Genomic DNA, 15,082 nt, shown 5'->3' with positions numbered 1-15,082 from the left:
CCTGGGAGACGGCCACGGTGGGGGCGAGCAGGCGCAGCTCCGGCACGGCGCCCACCGCCTGGGCGAGCACCGCCGGGTCGTCGCTGCGCAGGTACGCGTTGGCCGGGCCGGCGCGCAAGGCGCCGTGGCGCCGGGCGCTATCCTGGACCAGGTAACTCACCGGCTGCGGGACCTCGCCCGCGGAGTGCTCGGCCAGAAACTCCTGGAAATCGGCGGCCGACCAGCCCGCGTCGAAGCCGCGGCGCAGCGACTCCTCGCTCAGCCGGTAGGTGCTGGCCAGGCCGGGTGACTCGAGATCGGCAATCAGGGCCAGCTTCGCCTGGACGGGGCTGGTCAGCGGTCCCGGGGCGATGACGCTGAGGTCGCCCTGCAGGAGAAAATAGGAAATCTCCTCCGGGGCGAGATCGGTGGCGTTGCCGGTCAGCGCGGTGGTGGCGCGCCCGCGGGCGATAAGCCCCAGCTGTTGTGCCTCCGCGGCGAGGGCGGCGATGGTCTCCTGGCTGGTTAGGTGCGCGAAAAGCGGCGAGGAAAAGCGCAGCTCGGCGGAGAATTCCTCCGCGCTGAGCGCACGCGCGCGGTGCCGGTAAACCTGCAGGACGCGCTGCCGGTAGCCGGGCAGGCGCGGGTTGCAAGCCTCCTTGACCAAGGGGCGCTCGGCCGACCACGACTGCCACGGACTGGCCATCCACGCCTCGATGAGCGCCTGCCAGCGCTCGCCCAGTGCCAGGTCCTGCCAGTCCGTCGCGGCCGCGGTGGGGGCCAGGAAGTTGCCCTCGTAGCCGGTGGGTTCGCCGCGTCCGAGCAGGCCCGCGCTATAGCCCAGGTGGATCAGCCGGGTGATGTCCGGCTCCGGTAGTGATAGTGCCTTGGCCAGTTGTTTTACGCTCGCCTTGCCCACGGACTTGTCCTTGAGCAGGCTGACCGGGCTGCGGCCCAGGTGCTCGATTAAGCGCTCGAGCTCGCGGGCGACGTCGAGGCCGCTGGCAGCCCCGGCGGCATCGGCAGCCGAATCCGGGCGCGGCGCCTCGGGCGGGGCGGCCGGCTCCAGCGGGATGACCGGGTGCTCGCGCCCGTGGACGGCCCCCAGGACCGCCCGCGGCAGGCGCAGCGTGTCCGGCTCGGGGCGGAGGACGAACCCGCGTTCCTCGAGCTGTGCGACTGGGCCTTCCGCGAACGTGCTGGCCGCGCTGGCGCCGCCGGCGTGGGCTATCCCCCGAAGTACCTCGAGCTGTTCTTCCGGCAGCTGCTCCAGGTCCGCGGGGGTAACCTCCACCTGGTTGAGCAGCGACCAGCCAGTCGGCAGCGCCGGCATCACCTCGGCCGGCAGCATCACCTTGTCCGGGCCGGTGCGGTAAAGCAGGGCGCGCTCGCACAGCGCGTCGGTGACTTCCGGTGCCGCAACCTCGTCGGCGTCGACTTCTTCTAGCTCCGCGCTGAGGTTGGCCGCCCGTTCGAGGGCCGCCAGCAGGTCAGCCGAGCAGTTGCCCAGCGCGCGGGCGATGGAGGTCCGCAGCAGCAAGCGGGTGGCCAGTGGCGCCGGCCCCGGCGGGGGAGGGACCGCCGCGTCGGGGCGGTGCCCGAACAAAGTAGTGAGCTGATCCGCATCCAAATTAGCGAGGAAATCCCGGTACTGTGCGGTGCGGCTGGGGCCAGAAGGGGTGATACTCATCGTAGAAGACAAGTTTAGTGCCATTTGAGTTACTTTTTTCGCGCGGGTTTGGCACAATAAGGAGTATGTCGAATGTAGAGAAGAAGGGCTTTGTTTCTCCGGCTTGGCCGCAGAACATGGAAGGCCGCGAACACGCCATTACCGAAGTTACCGCTCCGTTTGCGGGTGCCTCCAGCCCGTACGGTGACGACACCGTCCTGCCGCTGCCGGCGGACAAGCTGAACTACGTGCACCCCTACACGCGCATCAACAAGTAGTTCACCCGCAGCAATGCCCGGTCTGGCGACCGGGCATTTTCTATGCCTTAGCCACCCCTGTGCCGGCGGTGTGGGCCCTGCGCGGGCTCTGATCTGGGCGTTTGGCTTAAGGTGCTGCAGTAGAGATACCAAAAGGCGCCACCCGGGGTGGGTGGCGCCTTTCCTTTGCTGGTGGGAGATGACTCCGACCGGGGCGGGGCCCGGCGGGGAACTTTCTTAGAGGTTCAGGATGGAGTCGATCTGGCCGCGGTTGGCGGTGTAGAAAGCGTTGAAGTCGTGGCGGTTGGCCTCGTAGAACTGCTGGATCGGGGCCGGGACCTGGATGCCGTAGGTGGCCAGCTTGGACTTCACGGCGCTGTAGAGGGCGTCGACGGCCAGCTCGCTGGAGCCGGCGTTGGCGGCCTCCTGAACGGCGGCTGGGGCGTCAGCCGGAGCGGCCGGAGCCGGGGCAGCGTTCGGGTGAGAGCGGTCGGTCGGGGCGGAGTTCAGGCCCAGGCTAGCGGAGCAGGCCGGCCATGCGCCCCAGCCCTGGTTAGCCAGGACCTTTTCGGCGACGAAGATCTGCTGCTCACGGGTAGCGCCATCGGCGGTCGGGGCGAACTCGTTGCCGCCGTAGGCCTGCCAGGTGCCAGCGTTGAACTGCAGGCCGCCGTAGTAGCCGTTGCCGGTGTTGATGTTCCAGTTGCCGCCGGCCTCGCACTGGGCCAGGCGGTCCCAGTCGGAGTCCGGAGCGGCCGAGGCGGTCGGTGCCAGAATGGCAGCGGCGGCACCGACAGCGACGGTGCTAGCGGCGAACTTGGTGGCTACGGAAGTAGTCTTTGCCGAGTGGCGTCCCATTGTTGAAGGTCCTCTCTATTTCCCCGGTCGGTTACAATTCTCTTGCACGTAAAAATTTGGCCGCCAGCGCGGGAAGGCGGTTAGTCGGGGATGTCTTCGACCAACGCGGCGGCCAAGTGCCTAGCAGACAGAGTATCGGTTTATAACGAAAGTGTCACGTTCTTGACACTTTTCGACACACATCGACGGGCCCCGAGTGGCGAGTGTGAAAACCTTAAAGCGGAAACTGCAGGTGAGGCGATCGGCTCCCAGGGAAAATTTATCCATGTGAGATGGATCACCACGGTGTTATTGGGGTCCGGTTATTGACTTCATTTTTGGTGCCGCCAAGGGTTAAAATGGTTAGTTCCATTATGAGAAGAAGAAAGTGGTGAACCAACGTGCCCATCGGTAAGGTCAGGTGGTTTGACGCGGAGAAGGGCTTCGGCTTTGCCTCCAACCCGGGGGATGAGGATGTCTACATCGGCCGCAACGTGCTGCCCAAGGGCGTGACCGAGCTGCACCCTGGCCAGCGTATTGAATTCGATTTCGCGGCCGCCCGCCGCGGCCCGCAGGCGCTGCGCGTGAAAGTGCTGGATAACCCGCGCCGCCGCGGTCCCGGCCGCAAGCCGGAAGAGCTCGGCAGCATGATTTCGGACGTGATGACCGTCCTGGAAACACAAGTACAGCCGGCCTTAAGCGCCGGGCGTTACCCGGAGCGCAAGACCGGCCGGCAGGTCGCAGAGATCCTGCGCGCCATCGCCAAGGACCTGGACAGCTAGGCCCGCGCCGGGACGGATGTCCAGCGCCTGGGCGGCTAGTTCTGCTGCTCCTGCGCGGCGCGTTCGGCGTCGGACATCGTCGATAGCGACCAGACCGTGGTGTAGGGGGTTTCCTCCCCGTCTGCGTCCGTGCCAATCATGATGGAGGAAACCTCCACCACCATCAGCTTCGGGCGTTCCTTATTTTCCCCGGACGTGGATTCCTCAATCGGATCCACGGACCCGGGGATTTCTACTGTCTCGGTGTCGTAGGCGCCGTGGGTGGTCTCATCATTGGCGGCCGGGTCGTCGTAGATGCTCAGCACCCGCCACTCGTGGTTGTGGATGGCCTCCGGGATGTCCAGCACGAGCTTGTCATCAGGGCCGACCTCCAGGTTGGGGACGTCCTTTTCCTCGCACTCCGTGCCCGGCTCGCAGGACATATAGGGATGGACCTCGAGCTCCTTGTCGCCGACGTGGGCGGTAACCGCGACATCCTCCGGCTCCGGGCCCGGGCGGCTGTTCCACCAATTCTGGAACAACACCACCGCCACCACAATGACGATGACGGCGATGATCAGCGCCAAGACCTGGATCAGTTGCTTGCGTTTTGCCTCTTTGCGGGTGGCCATGGGCATAGATCTTACTCGAAGGCCACGCGGTACAGATCCGGCCACCGCTTACCGGTGAGGTAGTACTCGTCGGTGCCCGGGATATGCGCTATCCCGTTGAGCACGTTGTCGGGGTTGGCCGCGGCGTTATTGTCCAGCCCCGAGGCGTCGATGACGGCGTTGACCATCCCGGTGGACGGGTCGATGCGCAGGATATCGGTGGAAAACCAGACGTTGGCATAGATCTGCCCGTCGACGCATTCGAGCTCGTTGAGCTCATCAACCTCCTTGCCTTCCAAGGTCACCGTGACCCGGTCCAGCTCGTCGAAGCTTTCCGGGTCCACGAAGCGCAGCGTGGAGGTGCCGTCGGAAAGCGCCAGCCGGTCGCCCATATCGCACAGGCCCCAGCCCTGGCCGGAATACTCCGTGGAGCCGGTGGGCTGGAGGGTTTCCGCGTCGAAGGACAGCGCGGTGCCCGACTTCCACGTCAGCTGCCAGAGCGTGTCGCCGCTACGGGTGATGCCTTCGCCGAACTGATCGCCAGCCAGCGCGGTGGACTGCTGCGGGGAGGTCTCGCCCGGGGCCAGCCGGTGCACGCCGGATTCGCCGTAGCGCCCGGTGCCCACCAGCAGGGTGCCGTCCTCGTCGACTTCGAGGCCCTGCGTGAACAGGCTCTCGTCGTAGTCGAGGCGATCGACCACCCGCGCCTTGAGGTGCTCGACCGCGGGCGCGGCCGTGGTGGCCCCGCCTTCCGGGGCGGAGGCAGCGCTGTCGGCGTCGCGGTCTGCGTCAGGGGTGCTGCTGCAGGCGCTTAAGGCCAGGCCCGCGCAGGCCAGCAGCGCGCCCAACCGGAGCGTGTGCTGGCGATTGTGGGGGCGCTGGCGGTGACGTGCTGGCGACAAGAGGGAACCCATACACCATATTGTGCCCCATATGCACCATAATGATTCGATGTGTCCTCTAAAAAGCGCCAATCCACCTCCACCAACCCGCTGCTGGGCCCGGCGGCCGTCGACACCGCTCGCTGGGCCCTGGAAGAACTAGGCGACGGCGACGTCGGCCGCCACATCGGCGTCGGCGGGCTGAGCCCACACGCGGTCACCCACCGCTTCGCCGCCGACGTGCCCGGCTACCACGGGTGGGAATGGCAGGCGGTCCTGGCGTGTGCCGCCGGCAGCGACGAGGTCACCGTCAGCGAGCTGGCCCTCGTCCCCGGCGGGGAGGCCCTGCAAGCGCCTGACTGGGTGCCCTATACCGACCGGCTGCGCCCCGGAGACCTGGAGCCGGGCGACGTCATGCCGCCCGCGCCGGGGGATAGCCGCCTGAGCGAGGACGGCACGCTGAGCCAGGCGGGCTGGAAGGAGGCGGCCCAGCGCTGGCTGGCTTCTTACGGGCCGGAAGCGCCCATGGCCGCCCAGGCGCACCTGCAGTGCGCGACCTGCGCGTTCTTCCTGCCGCTGAAGGACAGTTTCGGTGTGTGCGCCAACGAGTATTCCGCCGACGGGCGCGCCGTCCACGCCCGCTACGGCTGCGGCGCCCACTCCCAGACCACCATCGCCCCGGAGCCGGCGGTGGACCCGGACACCGTCTTCGACGACGAAGCTCCCTTCTACTAGCGGCTCGCTCTGTTTTACTAGCGGTTTGCTGTTCGCCCGCGGTAGTAGGCGCGGCGCGCGACGGGCGCTGTGAGCCGGGCGCGCTGTGGGCCGGGCGGGGGTGGAGGATTTTGTGCGCGGGGCTGACAAGTATGAAACTGTTAGCGGTAAATCAATAGGGCACGGTGACATTAGTAAAGGGAAGTCAGCTCCATGCGTGCGACGCTCGATCGCTATTTTAAAATCTCCGAACGCGGATCCAGCATAGGCGCCGAGATCCGAGGCGGTACCGTCTCGTTCTTCGCGATGGCCTATATTATCCTCCTCAACCCGCTCATCCTGGGCACCTCCCAGGACGTCGAGGGCAACACCCTGGGAGTGCCCCAGGTAGCAGCCGCCACCGCGCTCGTGGCCGGCGTGATGACCATCGCCTTCGGCGCCATCGCTAACTACCCCTTTGCCTTCGCGGCCGGGCTGGGGCTGAACACCTTCGTGGCGGTCAGCCTCGTGGCCACGGAGGGCCTGACCTGGTCGGAGGCCATGGGCCTGGTGGTCATCGACGGCATCATCATTGTCATCCTGGCCGTCTCCGGCTTCCGCACCGCGGTTTTCAAGGCCATCCCGGCCTCCATGAAGGCGGCGATGGGCGTGGGCATCGGCATGTTCATCGCCATGATCGGCTTCGTCGACGGCGGTTTCGTCACCCGCGTGCCGGACGCGGCGAACACCACCGTGCCGGTCAGCCTGGGCATTAACGGTTCCATCTCCACTTGGCCGAGCCTGGTCTTCGTGCTGGGGCTAATCATCTGCGCGGCCCTGGTCATCCGCAACGTGCCGGGCGGGCTGTTCATCGGCATCATCGCCACCACGATCATCGCCATGATCGTCGAGGCGCTCACCGGCGCCGGCTCCGCCGCCGAGAACACCGGCGGCTGGAACATGGCGGTGCCGAAGGTGCCGGACTCCCTGGGCGGGCTGCCGGACCTGTCGATTGTCGGCGCCGTCGACCTGCTGGGGGCATTCAGCCGCATCGGCGTGGTCGCCGCGACCCTGCTGGTCTTCGCCCTGGTGCTGACCAACTTCTTCGATGCCATGGGCACCATGACGGCACTCGGCCGGCACGGCAACCTGACCGACTCCGAGGGCAACCTGCCGCACCTGAAGAAGGCGCTGGTCGTCGAAGGCTTCGGCGCGGTCGTCGGCGGCCTGGGCTCGGCATCGTCGAACACGGTCTTCGCGGATTCCTCCGCCGGTATCGGCGACGGCGCCCGCACCGGCCTGGCCAACATCACCACCGGCGTCCTGTTCATCCTGGCCATGTTCCTGACCCCGCTCTACGAGGTCGTGCCCATCGAGGCCGCCTCCCCGGTCCTCGTGGTGGTAGGCGTGATGATGGCCGGCCAGCTCACCGCCATCGAGTGGAACAAGATGTACGTGGCCATCCCGGCCTTCCTCACCATCGTCGTGATGCCGTTTACCTACTCCATCGCCAACGGCATCGGCATCGGCTTCATCTCCTTTGCCCTGATGTCCACCTTTGCCGGCAAGGCCAAGGAGATCCACTGGCTGATGTGGCTCATCTCCGGCCTGTTCGTGGTCTACTTCGCCATGGATCCCATCATGAGCCTGGTGGAATAGCGTGCGCTAGATTAGGGGCATGGATAGAACTTTCATCGCCGACCCGAACGACCCTCGCCTGGACGATATCCGGGACTTGAACAAGTCCGACAAGTCCGGCGAGGGTCTAGTCATTGCGGAGGGCCACCTGGTGGTCTCCCGCCTGGTCGAATCCCCGTTCCCGGTGCGCTGCCTGGTGGGCTTTGCTGGCAAAATCGACCAGTACGTCGAGACCTACGGCGAGCCCGGCTGCCCGGTCTACGAGGTCGAGCGGGACACGCTGGCCCAAGTCGCCGGCTTCGATATGCACCGCGGGCTCGTCGCCGCCGCGGACCGCGCGCCGCTGCCGGCAGTCGCGGACGTGGTGGCAAAGGCGCGCACGGTGGTCGTGCTCGAGGGGGTGGGCGACCACGAAAACATCGGATCCATCTTCCGCAACGCGGCGGGCCTGGGCGTGGACGCGGTCCTGCTGGGCAGCGGGGCGGCCGATCCCCTCTACCGCCGCAGCGTGCGCGTGTCCATGGGGCACGTGCTGCGCCTGCCGTTCGCCCGCTTCGCGGGCGGGTACACCACCTGGCAGCGTTCCCTGGACGTGCTGCGCGAGGCCGGCTTCCGGCTGGTCTCGCTGACCCCGGGCGGGGACACGCACATCGCCGACGCCGTCGCCGGGGCGGAGAAGGTGTCGCTGCTCGTCGGCGCGGAGGGCCCGGGGCTGACCGAGCACGCGATGCGCGCGACCGACGTGCGCGCGAGCATCCCCATGGCGCAGCACACGGATTCGCTCAACGTGGCCACCGCCGCGGCCGTGGCCTTCTACGAGCGCCAGCGGTCCTTGAGGGATTGAGAGACCTTGCGCGAGGCCTTGGACCACCACTTGCTCGCGGTAGCGCCCACGCGCCGGGCGGCGGCCGCAGAGGCCTGCGCCAGGGCGCGGAACTCGTCGCCGGTGGATTCCTCCTCGGCCGCGGCGTCCTCGTAGTCGTCGTAGTCGGTATTGCCCGGGCCGATGCCCAGCTTCGCGGCCGAGGCGGAGGTCACCCGCGCGATGGTGGGGCGCTGGGGCTTGTCGATCTTCGGCTCCGGGCGCCCGTCCACGGCGTAGCCCACCACGTCCAGGTCCGGGCCCTGGGCGCTGATGTCGACGCCCAGCCACGCGCGCTGGGCCTCCTCCATCAGATCGCGCGGGCGGAAGGGCAGGGCGATGCCGCCGGTGGAGTCGTTGTGCTCGCCGGCCCAGTAGGGGCCCTCGAAGGGCTCGGGCAGGCCGGAGTCTTCCAGCACTTCCATGCGGGTGCAGCACAGCGAGCGCTTCAGCTCGCCGTCCTGGAAGTGCGCGAAGCCGGCGTAGGTGTCCTCGTCGTGGTGGACGAAGGCGTAGAGGTTGTCCCACGGCGCCGCCTTGCGCAGGGCCTGCGGCAGCTGGGAGAGGATGATGCCCTCACCCTCAATCACCGTCTGGACCACCGTCACGCCCGGGTAGCCGCCGATGTAGTACTCGGCGCTGTCCGCGGGGGCGGAGCGGTTAAAAGGGAACTGTCCGATGGGAGTGATGGGGAAGGCCGGGTTGAGCTGGGCCAGGAATTTGCGGCCATAGCCGCGGTCGGCCTTGGGCTCAGCTTCGAGTACGGCGGCGGGGTTAGGGGAGGTCACGTACCACAAGGTAATGACGGCGCGGGAAATATCCATGGTCCTGGTAGTCGCTTAGTTTTTCGGGCGCTTGGTGTTGGCACGCACGCCGAGTAGCACGTCCTCCCAGTGCGGGGTCACGGCCTTGCGGCGGCGCTTGGTCGGTTTCTTTTCCGGATCCGGGTTCTGGAGGAATTCCTCCGGGGAGTTTTCCTCTGCACCGCTGTGCTCCGCGGAGCCGGAGCGGTCGCGGCCGGCGTCGCCGGGATCCGTGGTGGCGGGCTCCGCGGGCGCGGAGGCGTCGTGCAGGGACTCCCCGTTGGCGGCGGAGACAGCCGCGGCGTCGTGCTCGTCGTCCCAGTCGTCGCCCAGCACCGCGGTCTCGTAGCGATTGCCGCGGCCGACCGAGGTCAGCGAGCGCACCGGCTGGGCAAAGTCCGGGTCGGTCAGGTCTGCGGCCACGGAGTTGCGGGCCTCGACGGTCGGCTCGGAGGTCATGGTCTGCTTGAACAGCCACTCGGCCTCGTTATCGGACAGGCCCGCCCGCCAGCGCAGGCAGACCACCCAGGGCTCGCCCTTCTCGCGGTAGGCGTCCCACTCGGCCTCGGCCAGGGTGTGCCCGCGGGCGGCGAAGGCGGTGGCCAACACCTCCCAGAGGGTCAGCTTGGCCGGGCCGTCCTCGCGGACCGGGTGGGCCTGCTTGGCCAGGTCCGCCACCCGGTAGCGCTCCAGCATCACCGGGTGGGCGAAGGACTCGAGGCGGGACTCGTCCACGCCCAGCTCCTCGGCCAGGCTGGCGGCCGATGCCCCGGCCCGGATGCGGTGCTGAATCTCCGCCGGGCGCAGCGGCAGGGCCTTCTTGGACTCTGCGTGCGTGGCCGGCCGGGCCCGCCCGGTGCCGGAGGTCCCGGACGGCGACGCCGCATGCAGGCGCGTCGGCGTACTGGCCGCCGCCGCACCAGTGCCGGCGTGATCGGCGTGGCCGTGGTCCTGACCGGTGGCGGAGCCTTCGCCGGCCTCGCTGCCGCCAGTGGAGGTCTCTGGCGAGCTGTCAGCGCTCACGTCCCCGGCGCTGGTCTCGGTATCCGTCGGCCGGATGGTCGAGGCCAGCGTGGAGCGAGTCGCGTCGTCGACGGCGAGGAAGAACTCCTCCCCATCGTCGGCGCGCAGCACCAGGGATGATTCGGTTGAGTCGCTGTTAACTAAAAACAGCTCGCGCATGCGAGTCTCCTTCAGCCGTGGAGGACAGGTTTACTTGTGATGGGCTCCACTGTAGTCGACCCAAGGCAGAATTTATGCCAAGTCAGTGGGTATGTTGGCGGCACCGGCCTCCAGGCAGTAGTCGATAGCTTGGGTCAGGGTGCGGATGTCGTCCGGCTCGATGGCGGGGAACATGCCCACCCGGAGCTGGTTGCGGCCCAGCTTGCGGTAGGGCTCCACGTCCAGGATGCCGTTGGCGCGCAGGACGGCGGCTAGGCGGGCGGCGTCGACGGTCTCGTCGAAGTCGATGGTGCCGACCACCAGCGAGCGGGCCGCCGGGTCCTGCACGAAGGGCTGGGCCAGGGCGTGGCCGTCCGCCCAGCCGTAGAGGATCTCGGAGGAGGCGCGGGTGCGCTGCGTCATGCCGTCCAGGCCGCCGTTGTCGTTCATCCAGCGGACCTGCTCGTCCAGAAGCAGCAGCGAGCCGATGGCCGGGGTGTTGTAGGTCTGATTCTTGCGCGAGTTGGTCACCGCTGTTTTCAGATCCAGAAACTCCGGGACGTAGCGATCCGTGGCGGCGATCTTGTCGACCCGATCGAGGGCGGCGGGGGAGAAGGCCGCTAGCCACAGGCCGCCGTCGGCGGCGAAGCACTTCTGCGGGGAGAAGTAATAGGCGTCCGCGGCGCTGACGTCCACGGGCAGGCCGCCGGCACCCGAGGTGGCATCGACCAGCACCAGCTGGTCTCCGCTAGCCTCCGGCCGCCTAACCGGGACCATCGCGCCGGTGGAGGTCTCGTTATGTGCCCAGGCCACGCAGTCGCAGTCCGTGGTGTCCGCGTGGAGGGGATCGGGAGCGGTACCGACCCGGGCGTCGGTGATGACCGGTTCCTCCAGCCACGGGGCCTTGGCCGTGGCCTTGGCGAATTTGGAGGAAAACTCCCCGTAGGTCAGGTGGGCGCTGCGGCGCTCGATGAGCCCGAAGGCCGCGGAATTCCAGAAGGCCGTGGCCCCGCCCAGCGACAGGATAATTTCGTAGCCCTCCGGCAGCTGGAAGAGTGCACTCAGGCCGTCCCGGATGGAGCCCACCAGATTCTTTACCGCGGGCTGGCGGTGGGAGGTGCCCATTATGTCCTGGCCGTGCCGGGCGAGGTAGTCGATCTGGGCGGGGCGCACCTTGGACGGGCCGCAGCCGAAGCGTCCATCGGAGGGGAGAAGTTCAGTTGGCAAAGTTAACTCGGGCGTCGTCATGCGCATAGCCTAAACGGCGACCGACCTATTTTCTGTCAGTTATTAGAATTTAACCTAGAATGGGTGTACCCGTAACGGGAAACAAGGCGGTAGGGGCATTTAACAGGACGCTTGTCCGGTTGGTGTAGTAGGGGTCACAGATAATTGGTAAAGTGGTGCCTGGTATGCCCGAACGCTTTTAGGGCATAGTATCGCTGGGTAAAGCCGACCGCATCTTTTTCTCTGGCTCCCAAGCGCATGAAGGATTACAGAAAGGACAAGCACGTGGCTTCTGAAGACAACAAGGTTGTACTGCACTACCCGGGTGGCGAGTACGAGATGGACATCAAGCAGTCCACCGAAGGCGACTCCGGTTTCGATATCTCCAAACTTCGCAACGAGACCGGCCTGGTCACCTTTGACCCGGGTTATGCCTCCACCGGCTCCACCGAGTCCAAGATCACCTTTATTAACGGCGAAGAGGGCATTCTGCGCCACCGCGGCTACGACATCGCGGACCTGGCGGAAAACGCCACCTTTAATGAGGTCTCCTACCTCCTTATCAAGGGCGCTCTCCCGACCGAGGAGCAGCTGACCCACTTCAACCAGGAGATCCGCCACCACACCCTGCTGGACGAGGACTTCAAGGCCCAGTTCAACATCTTCCCGCGCGACGCGCACCCGATGGCCGTGCTGGCCTCCTCGGTTAACATTCTGTCCTCCTACTACCAGGACCAGCTGAACCCGCTGGACGAAGAGCAGCTGGACAAGGCGACGGTCCGCCTGCTGGCCAAGGTGCCGATGTTGGCCGCCTACGCCTACCGTGCCTCCCAGGGCAAGCCCTACATGTACCCGGACAACGCGCTGAACGCCCGCGAGAACTTCCTGCGCATGATGTTCGGCTACCCGACCGAGCCCTACGAGGTTGACCCGGTCGTGGCCAAGGCCCTTGACAAGCTGCTCATCCTGCACGCCGACCACGAGCAGAACTGCTCCACCTCCACCGTGCGCATGATTGCTTCCGCGCAGGCGAACATGTTCGTCTCCGTCGCCGGCGGCATCAACGCCCTGTCCGGCCCGCTGCACGGCGGCGCTAACCAGGCCGTGCTGGAGATGCTGGAGGAGATCCACGCCAACGGCGGCGACGCCACCGACTTCATGAACCGCGTGAAGAACAAGGAAAAGGGCGTCCGCCTGATGGGCTTCGGCCACCGCGTCTACAAGAACTACGACCCGCGCGCGGCCATCGTCAAGGACACCGCGCACGAGATCCTGGAGCACCTGGGCGGCGACCACCTGCTGGACCTGGCCGTGAAGCTGGAAGAGATCGCCCTGAACGACGACTACTTCATCCAGCGCAAGCTGTACCCGAACGTGGACTTCTACACCGGCCTGATCTACCGCGCCATGGGCTTCCCGACGGACTTCTTCACCGTCCTGTTCGCCATCGGCCGCCTGCCGGGCTGGATCGCCCAGTACCGTGAGCAGCTGGAGATCAACACCAAGATCAACCGCCCGCGTCAGGTCTACACCGGCGAAACCCTGCGCAAGGTTTCCCCGCGCGCAGAGCGCTAAAACCCACAATTCCGCAGGACGGCTGCCCGGCCCGGCTTCGGCTGGGCGGGCAGTTGCCTTATACTAGGGAATATTTGGTTCAGTGCTCACTGCGCTGAACATGCAGAATCTTCCCAATACTCCCGAGGAGAACTCCCCATGGATAAGCCACAGATCGAAGCCCACACGGAGCCGGCGCCAACTGACGTCGTCATCGAGGACATCGTCGTCGGTGACGGAGAGGAGGCACAGCCGGGTGGGCTGGTCGAGGTTCACTACGTGGGCGCGGATTACGAGACCAACCAGGAATTCGACTCTTCCTGGGACCGGGGCCAGTCCATCGAGTTCCCGCTGACCGGTCTCATCGCCGGTTGGCAGGAAGGCATCCCCGGCATGAAGGTGGGCGGGCGTCGCCAGCTCATCATCCCGCCGGAGAAGGCCTACGGCCCAGCCGGCGGCGGACACCCGCTGTCCGGTCGCACGCTGGTCTTCATCATTGACCTGCTGCGCGCCTCCTAACTAAGGCGCACCCGCGGCCCGCCGCGTATTCCGTGCATTCCCCTTCCCGGAGACTCTGGAAAGGGGAATTTTCTTCTGCTTAGCCCACACGGGCGCGGGGTTTCGAGGCACAATGGAGACTATGACAGTTCCATCAGTTAACTTCCACGACGACCGTTCTATGCCGCAGCTGGGCCTGGGCACCTACAAGCTCTACGGCGAGGAGTGCATCTCCGTGGTGCGCGAGGCCATCGAGCTGGGCTACCGTCATTTTGACACCGCCACCCTCTACGAGAACGAAGAAGCGCTGGGTAAGGCGCTCAACGACGCCATCAGCGCTGGCGACGTCACCCGGGATGAGCTGTTCGTGACATCGAAGGCGTGGCACGATCACCACGGCGCGGAGAAGGTCCAGGAGGCTTTTAGCGAGTCGCTGCGGAAGCTGGGCCTGGACTACCTGGATTTGTACATGATCCACTGGCCGTGGCCGCAGGGCGGGCTGTTCGTGGAGACCTTTGAGTCCATCGCCCGCCTGCAGGGCATGGGGCAGATTGCCTCCGTGGGCGTGGCGAACTTCTACGAGGAGCCGCTGCAGGAGATTATCGACCAGACCGGCGTGGTGCCGGTGGTCAACCAGGTGGAGTTGCACCCGGGCTTTACCCAGCCGGAGCTGCGCCGCTTCCATGCCGAACACGACATCATCACCGAGGCCTGGTCGCCCCTGGCCCGCGGTGTGGTGCTGGGCAACCCGGTCATCGAGGAGGCCGCCCGCAAGCACTCCGCCACCCCGGGGCAGGTCGTCTTGGCCTACCTGATGGACAAGGGGATTTCGGTCATCCCGAAGTCGGCGAAGTCCGAGCGCCTCAAGGAGAACCTGGGCGCGGTCGACGTCGAGCTGGACGCGGCCGACATCGAGGCCATCGACGGCCTGGAGGGCCAGCCGGGCTTCGGCCGCATGTTTAAGGATCCGCGCGAGTTCCCGGGCCACGAGGCTTAAGTCTAAGACTCCTGCCATAACCCCCGTTTGCAACCTTTGCAGCCGGGGGTTTTCCTGTATCTGGGGGTAATTTGCTAAGCAATACTGACGCAGGTCACGAAGGTGAGTGGGGGTAGCTAAGTTCTGCTAAGGCGAAAAAGTTGGCCGATTTCGCAACCTTGCAGTGTGACTAAGGTAACTTACCTGGCAACGCAAATGTGACGGGTAACTCAATGCCAGTTATCTGTGAAGCGTGTATGCAAGTCCGCGGCTGGGACCGCGGACGAGGAAGTACGTTTAGTGAAGGAGAAAGCAGTGTCTGAAGTAGGTACTTCGCCGACCCAACGGCGCGAACCCACAGCGGAAGACTTCATGGAGATGCAAAAGTCGCCGCAGTTTTCTGAACTGCGCGGCTCTTACCGGAAGTTCGCCTTCCCCATGACGGTGGCGTTTTTCGTGTGGTACGTCCTCTATGTGGTGATGGCCGTGTTCATGCCGGACTTTATGGGGCAATCCCTGGGCGGCAACTGGAACGTGGGCCTGGTCTTTGGGCTGTTGCAGTTCGCGACCACGTTCTTGATTACCTGGATTTACGTCAAGTACGCCAATAAGAACATCGAGCCGCGCGCGGCCGCTATTCGCGAAGAACTGGAGGGCTAGACCGTGAACTCGACG

General features: G+C 66.0%; 16 protein-coding genes. 9 read left to right on the top strand and 7 right to left on the bottom strand.

Annotation, left to right across the window (positions count from 1 at the left end; genetic code table 11):
• Positions 1-1,669, bottom strand: a 1,669-nt coding sequence (locus ACEE23_RS07280; RefSeq protein WP_448873563.1) for a helicase-associated domain-containing protein, incomplete at its 3' end; no start/stop codon positions are given.
• Positions 1,670-1,734: 65 nt separating this feature from the next.
• On the opposite strand from ACEE23_RS07280, the gene ACEE23_RS07275 reads away from it, so the two are divergent.
• Positions 1,735-1,926: a hypothetical protein gene (locus tag ACEE23_RS07275; protein WP_070769344.1), complete on the top strand. Its 192-nt coding sequence runs from the start codon at positions 1,735-1,737 to the stop codon at positions 1,924-1,926.
• A 216-nt stretch (positions 1,927-2,142) separates the two neighbouring features.
• Here ACEE23_RS07275 and ACEE23_RS07270 read toward each other — a convergent pair whose 3' ends face one another.
• Entirely contained in the window at positions 2,143-2,763 is a 621-nt protein-coding gene (locus tag ACEE23_RS07270) for a resuscitation-promoting factor Rpf1 domain-containing protein (RefSeq protein WP_448872600.1), read from the bottom strand.
• A gap of 380 nt (positions 2,764-3,143) precedes the next feature.
• Between ACEE23_RS07270 and ACEE23_RS07265 the strand changes: the two genes are divergently transcribed.
• Positions 3,144-3,524, top strand: a complete 381-nt coding sequence (locus ACEE23_RS07265; protein ID WP_448872602.1) for a cold-shock protein — start codon at positions 3,144-3,146, stop codon at positions 3,522-3,524.
• Positions 3,525-3,559: 35 nt separating this feature from the next.
• Here the strand turns inward: ACEE23_RS07265 and ACEE23_RS07260 are convergent, their stop codons facing one another.
• Positions 3,560-4,135: a DUF2771 domain-containing protein gene (locus ACEE23_RS07260; protein ID WP_448872604.1), complete on the bottom strand. Its 576-nt coding sequence runs from the start codon at positions 4,133-4,135 to the stop codon at positions 3,560-3,562.
• 11 nt (positions 4,136-4,146) lie between these two features.
• Positions 4,147-5,028 carry a glutaminyl-peptide cyclotransferase gene (locus ACEE23_RS07255; RefSeq protein WP_448872606.1) on the bottom strand — a complete coding sequence of 294 codons (882 nt, stop codon included), beginning with the start codon at positions 5,026-5,028 and terminating at the stop codon, positions 4,147-4,149.
• A 39-nt stretch (positions 5,029-5,067) separates the two neighbouring features.
• Between ACEE23_RS07255 and ACEE23_RS07250 the strand changes: the two genes are divergently transcribed.
• The 3 genes from ACEE23_RS07250 to ACEE23_RS07240 all read left to right on the top strand — a co-directional run bounded on the left by ACEE23_RS07250 (position 5,068) and on the right by ACEE23_RS07240 (position 8,170).
• Entirely contained in the window at positions 5,068-5,730 is a 663-nt protein-coding gene (locus ACEE23_RS07250) for a DUF3027 domain-containing protein (RefSeq protein WP_448872608.1), read from the top strand.
• Positions 5,731-5,922: 192 nt separating this feature from the next.
• Positions 5,923-7,347, top strand: a complete 1,425-nt coding sequence (locus ACEE23_RS07245) for an NCS2 family permease (protein ID WP_448872610.1) — start codon at positions 5,923-5,925, stop codon at positions 7,345-7,347.
• Positions 7,348-7,366: 19 nt separating this feature from the next.
• Positions 7,367-8,170, top strand: coding sequence for a TrmH family RNA methyltransferase (locus tag ACEE23_RS07240; protein ID WP_448872612.1), 804 nt, complete (start codon positions 7,367-7,369; stop codon positions 8,168-8,170).
• Here the strand turns inward: ACEE23_RS07240 and ACEE23_RS07235 are convergent.
• The 3 genes from ACEE23_RS07235 to serC form a co-directional block, all read right to left on the bottom strand.
• Entirely contained in the window at positions 8,140-9,012 is an 873-nt protein-coding gene (locus ACEE23_RS07235; protein WP_448872614.1) for a DUF6928 family protein, read from the bottom strand. The two genes, ACEE23_RS07240 and ACEE23_RS07235, sit on opposite strands and share 31 nt — an antisense overlap.
• Before the next feature lie 15 nt (positions 9,013-9,027).
• On the bottom strand, positions 9,028-10,173 hold the full coding sequence (gene sepH, locus ACEE23_RS07230; RefSeq protein ID WP_448872616.1) for a septation protein SepH: 1,146 nt from the start codon (positions 10,171-10,173) through the stop codon (positions 9,028-9,030).
• 72 nt (positions 10,174-10,245) lie between these two features.
• The gene (serC, locus tag ACEE23_RS07225; RefSeq protein WP_448872618.1) at positions 10,246-11,400 is read right to left on the bottom strand and encodes a phosphoserine transaminase; all 1,155 of its coding nucleotides are present in this window, start codon (positions 11,398-11,400) and stop codon (positions 10,246-10,248) included.
• A gap of 237 nt (positions 11,401-11,637) precedes the next feature.
• Here serC and ACEE23_RS07220 point away from each other — a divergent pair, with 237 nt between their 5' ends.
• The 4 genes from ACEE23_RS07220 (at position 11,638) to ACEE23_RS07205 (ending at position 15,067) form a co-directional block, all read left to right on the top strand.
• The gene (locus ACEE23_RS07220; RefSeq protein ID WP_448872620.1) at positions 11,638-12,954 is read left to right on the top strand and encodes a citrate synthase; all 1,317 of its coding nucleotides are present in this window, start codon (positions 11,638-11,640) and stop codon (positions 12,952-12,954) included.
• 138 nt (positions 12,955-13,092) lie between these two features.
• Positions 13,093-13,452 carry an FKBP-type peptidyl-prolyl cis-trans isomerase gene (locus ACEE23_RS07215; protein ID WP_070769354.1) on the top strand — a complete coding sequence of 120 codons (360 nt, stop codon included), beginning with the start codon at positions 13,093-13,095 and terminating at the stop codon, positions 13,450-13,452.
• A gap of 112 nt (positions 13,453-13,564) precedes the next feature.
• Positions 13,565-14,428 carry an aldo/keto reductase gene (locus tag ACEE23_RS07210; RefSeq protein ID WP_448872622.1) on the top strand — a complete coding sequence of 288 codons (864 nt, stop codon included), beginning with the start codon at positions 13,565-13,567 and terminating at the stop codon, positions 14,426-14,428.
• 351 nt (positions 14,429-14,779) lie between these two features.
• The gene (locus ACEE23_RS07205; RefSeq protein WP_448872638.1) at positions 14,780-15,067 is read left to right on the top strand and encodes a DUF485 domain-containing protein; all 288 of its coding nucleotides are present in this window, start codon (positions 14,780-14,782) and stop codon (positions 15,065-15,067) included.
• Positions 15,068-15,082 lie beyond the last annotated feature (15 nt).

This window comes from Corynebacterium sp. 32222D000AT, assembly GCF_053546955.1.
The sequence above is the reverse complement of the archived record's forward strand: the minus strand, read 5'-3'. Positions and strand labels throughout refer to the sequence as shown.

Bases quoted from the DNA above. Each gene is read 5' to 3' on its own strand.
- ACEE23_RS07215 (WP_070769354.1), top strand. From the start codon at position 13,093: ATGGATAAGCCACAGATCGAAGCCCACACGGAGCCGGCGCCAACTGAC.
- ACEE23_RS07270 (WP_448872600.1), bottom strand. From the start codon at position 2,763: ATGGGACGCCACTCGGCAAAGACTACTTCCGTAGCCACCAAGTTCGCC.
- ACEE23_RS07210 (WP_448872622.1), top strand. From the start codon at position 13,565: ATGGAGACTATGACAGTTCCATCAGTTAACTTCCACGACGACCGTTCT.
- ACEE23_RS07245 (WP_448872610.1), top strand. From the start codon at position 5,923: ATGCGTGCGACGCTCGATCGCTATTTTAAAATCTCCGAACGCGGATCC.
- ACEE23_RS07260 (WP_448872604.1), bottom strand. From the start codon at position 4,135: ATGGCCACCCGCAAAGAGGCAAAACGCAAGCAACTGATCCAGGTCTTG.
- serC (WP_448872618.1), bottom strand. From the start codon at position 11,400: ATGACGACGCCCGAGTTAACTTTGCCAACTGAACTTCTCCCCTCCGAT.
- ACEE23_RS07240 (WP_448872612.1), top strand. From the start codon at position 7,367: ATGGATAGAACTTTCATCGCCGACCCGAACGACCCTCGCCTGGACGAT.
- ACEE23_RS07255 (WP_448872606.1), bottom strand. From the start codon at position 5,028: ATGGGTTCCCTCTTGTCGCCAGCACGTCACCGCCAGCGCCCCCACAAT.
- ACEE23_RS07220 (WP_448872620.1), top strand. From the start codon at position 11,638: ATGAAGGATTACAGAAAGGACAAGCACGTGGCTTCTGAAGACAACAAG.
- ACEE23_RS07205 (WP_448872638.1), top strand. From the start codon at position 14,780: ATGGAGATGCAAAAGTCGCCGCAGTTTTCTGAACTGCGCGGCTCTTAC.
- sepH (WP_448872616.1), bottom strand. From the start codon at position 10,173: ATGCGCGAGCTGTTTTTAGTTAACAGCGACTCAACCGAATCATCCCTG.
- ACEE23_RS07275 (WP_070769344.1), top strand. From the start codon at position 1,735: ATGTCGAATGTAGAGAAGAAGGGCTTTGTTTCTCCGGCTTGGCCGCAG.
- ACEE23_RS07235 (WP_448872614.1), bottom strand. From the start codon at position 9,012: ATGGATATTTCCCGCGCCGTCATTACCTTGTGGTACGTGACCTCCCCT.